Raw genomic sequence first — 3,541 nt, 5'->3', positions numbered from 1 at the left:
GCACGACGAGGCGGTCTTCGTGGACTTCGATCGCGTAGGCCTCGGCCGCGTAGTGCGCGGCGACGCCCGGCTGAAGCATCCACTGTCCGTCAGTGAACTTCATGGGGGTGGTTCCTTGTTGTCTCCGTGTGGCCGGCGGCGGTGCCGGCCACTTCAATCTGTACCGCTGGGCTTCGAGAGCCCGACAGCAACATGCTCCTCGTGCAATGAGCTGCGCGATCTTCGTTGGTGTAAACGAGAGGCGCTAAGTGTCTTCCCCCTATTTACTTGGTGCATCGTCCAAACTAATATTGGTCTTACCAAAAAACGTAAATGTAATCCGGTCAGGCCGAATAAGCGAGCGCCCAGGGTGGGACGCACCTCGTCAAGAGGCGGAAAGAATTGCCGTTACATCAGGCCTAACAGGGGAGAAAACAGTTTGCAGGCTGAAGCCGTCGGAAGCCAACAACTGCTCAAGGGCATCAATCGCATGGCCTTGGTGCGGCAGCTTTTCACCAGCCCCGGCTCGTCACGGGCTGACTTGGCGAGCGCCGTCGGACTGACGAAGTCGACGGTCGGAGTGCTGGCGCGCGACTTGATTGCCGAGGGCTGGCTCGTCGAGCGCGAGATCGTGGCGACCGGTGACATGGGCCGGCGCCCCACGCCCCTCTTCATCGACCCGGTCCGCCTGCTGTTGATCGGCGCCGAGGTCGGCATCGAGTCCGTCCGCGTGCTTGCGACTTCACTGACCGGCGATGTCATAGCCTGCATTGAAGACAACTACGGCTCCGCTCGAACGGCCGAGGCCTGCATCCACCTGCTGGCGGCCTCGCTGCTGAAGATCTGCCAGCGACTGGACGCCCGCCAGGAGGTGCTGGGTATCGGCATCGGCCTGCCCGGCGGTGTCGACGAGGCGCGCGGCGTGCTGCACTTCGCACCCAACCTCGGCTGGCGCGACGTGCCGTTCGCTGCGCTGCTGGCCGAGAAGCTGAGGGGCACCGCGCTGGCCGCCGTACCTCTGTTCCTTCAGAACGAAGCGGCCGTGGCCGCCGTCGGCGAAATGGAGTTCAACCCCGCGCCGGCCAGCGACCCCCTGCTCTACGTGTCCATCAGCCAGGGCCTGGGTGCCGGCGTCATCGTCGGTGAACGGCTGTTGACCGGCAGCCGGGGCTTCGCCGGTGAGGTGGGCCATACGGTGTTGCAGCTGAACGGCCCGCGCTGCTCATGCGGCCGCAATGGCTGCGCCGAAGCGTTGATCGCCATGCCCGCCATGCACGGCTCGCTGTCGGAAGTGCGCGCTCGTCTCGCCGAGGCAGACCCCGCGACGCTGACGGCCGTCGGCTCGGCGGGCCGTTACCTGGGCATGCTGCTGCAGAACCTGGCCACCGCGTACGACCCGGGCTGCATCGTCCTGGGCGGCGCCGTCGTCGAGTTGGGCGAGCCCTTCCTGAAACCGGCGCTGACCACCTTGAACGACTACGCCAGCGCCGCCAGCCTGGCGCCACCCACGGTGCGCACATCCCGCTTCGGCGCCAGTGCCGTTGCCATAGGCGGCGCCGCCCTGGCCCGATACCGCCTGACCCGCCCCGCCCTGCAACTGACGGATGGCGGCGCCACCCTTCAAGACACAAAGACCAGTGAGGAATTCATTTGATGTATCTCGGTATCGACCTCGGCACCTCTGAAATCAAGTTGCTGCTGCTTGAAAGCACCGGCCGCATCGTCGGTACAGCCGGCGCGCCGCTGACGCTCGCCAGCCCCGAGCCGCTGTGGTCCGAGCAGAACCCCACCGACTGGTGGCGTGCGACGGGCGCTGCCGTTTCGCAGCTCCGCGCCGCCCACCCGATGGAGTTCGCCGCCGTGCGCAGCATCGGCCTGTCGGGCCAGATGCACGGCGCCGTGCTGCTGGGCAATGACGATGAAGTGCTGCGCCCCGCCATCCTGTGGAACGACGGCCGCAGCCACGCCGAGTGCGCCGAGCTGGAAGCCGCCGCCCCGGGCCTGCACGCCATCGCCGGCAATCTGGCCATGCCTGGTTTCACGGCGCCCAAGCTGCTGTGGGTCAGAAAGCACGAGCCCGAGACATTCGCCCAGATCGCCAGCGTGCTGCTGCCCAAAGACTGGCTGCGCCTGCAACTGACCGGCGACAAGGTCTCCGAACCGTCTGACGCGGCCGGCACCTTGTGGCTGGACGTGGCGCGCCGCGACTGGTCCGACGAACTGCTGGCCGCCTGCGGCCTGACGCGGGCGCAGATGCCGTGGCTCGTCGAGAGCACCGAGCCTAGCGGCGTGCTCAAGCCCGAACTGGCCCGCGCCTGGGGCCTGGGCGCGGATGTGATCGTCGCCGGCGGCGCGGGTGACAACGCGGCCAGCGCCATCGGCATTGGCGCCACACAGCCGGGCGACGGCTTCATTTCGCTCGGCACCTCGGGCGTGCTCTTCGTCGTCAACGACCGCTACCGCCCCAACCCGGCCTCGGCCGTGCACGCCTTCTGCCATGCCTTGCCGCAGCGCTGGCATCAGATGGGCGTGATGCTGTCGGCCGCGAGCTGCTTCAGGTGGTTCTGCAATCTGGTCGGCGCCGATGAAGCCACCTTGCTGGCCGAACTCGCGTCACGTGGCTGCGCCGCCGACGCACCCCTCTTCCTGCCCTACCTGGCCGGCGAGCGCACGCCGCATAACGACCCGTTCGCGGCCGGCGTCTTCCACGGCCTCAAGGCCAACACCACGCGCGCTGACTGCACCTACGCCGTGCTCGAAGGCGTCGCCTTCGGCCTGGCGGACAGCCTCGACGCGCTGCGCGCTGCAGGCACCCAGGTCAGTCAGCTCTCGCTGGTCGGCGGCGGCTCGCGCAGCGCCTATTGGGCCCAGCTGATTGCCGACGTGCTCGACGTCGAAATCGTCGTGCACGCCGGCAGCGAAGCCGGCGGCGCACTGGGTGCAGCGCGCCTGGGCTGGCTGGCCGCCGGAGGCAGCGTCGAACAGGTCTGCACTCGTCCCGCCGTCGCCAGCCGCTACCTCGCCGATGCCGCGCGGCATGAGCGCCTCGCCTTGCGTCTTGCCCGTTTCCGTGACCTCTACTGCCGCCTGCGCGGCGCCTGATTTCTCTTTCTTTTGGAACCAGATATGACCAGCTACTTCAACCACATCCAGCCCATCCGTTACGAGGGCGCCGACAGCCAGAGCGACCTGGCCTTCAAGCACTACGACAAGGACCGCATCGTGCTGGGCAAGTCCATGGCCGAGCACTTGCGCTTTGCCACCTGCTACTGGCACAACTTCTGCTGGACCGGCCTGGACCCGTTCGGCGGCGCGACCTTCGAGCGCCCTTGGTTCCAGGGCGGCAGCCCGATGGAACTCGCCAAGCTGAAGGCCGACGCCGCCTTCGAGTTCTTCGCCAAGCTCGGTGCGCCGTATTACTGCTTCCATGACCGCGACGTCGCCCCCGAGGGCGCCACGCCGCGCGAGAGCCAGGAGAACTTCAAGCGCATCGTCGACCTGCTCGGCGAGAAGCAGCAGGCCACTGGGCTCAAGCTGCTGTGGGGCACGGCCAACCTGTTCA

2 protein-coding genes and 1 pseudogene are annotated in these 3,541 nt (G+C 67.4%); all 3 read left to right on the top strand.

The window, feature by feature from the left end; genetic code table 11:
• The first annotated feature begins 520 nt into the window (after window positions 1-520).
• The gene (locus tag ABIS05_RS17825; protein ID WP_348063301.1) at window positions 521-1,633 is read left to right on the top strand and encodes an ROK family protein; all 1,113 of its coding nucleotides are present in this window, start codon (window positions 521-523) and stop codon (window positions 1,631-1,633) included.
• Complete coding sequence (gene xylB / locus ABIS05_RS17820) at window positions 1,633-3,081, top strand: xylulokinase (protein WP_348011154.1); 1,449 nt, start codon at window positions 1,633-1,635, stop codon at window positions 3,079-3,081. The genes ABIS05_RS17825 and xylB overlap by 1 nt, the downstream gene beginning before the upstream one ends.
• Window positions 3,082-3,105: 24 nt before the next feature.
• A pseudogene (locus ABIS05_RS17815) lies at window positions 3,106-3,541 on the top strand (xylose isomerase); the annotation flags it as partial.

The sequence above is a fragment of the Roseateles sp. genome (assembly GCF_039929605.1).
Classification (GTDB): domain Bacteria; phylum Pseudomonadota; class Gammaproteobacteria; order Burkholderiales; family Burkholderiaceae_C; genus Pelomonas.
This window is presented reverse-complemented; position numbering and strand designations above follow the sequence as displayed.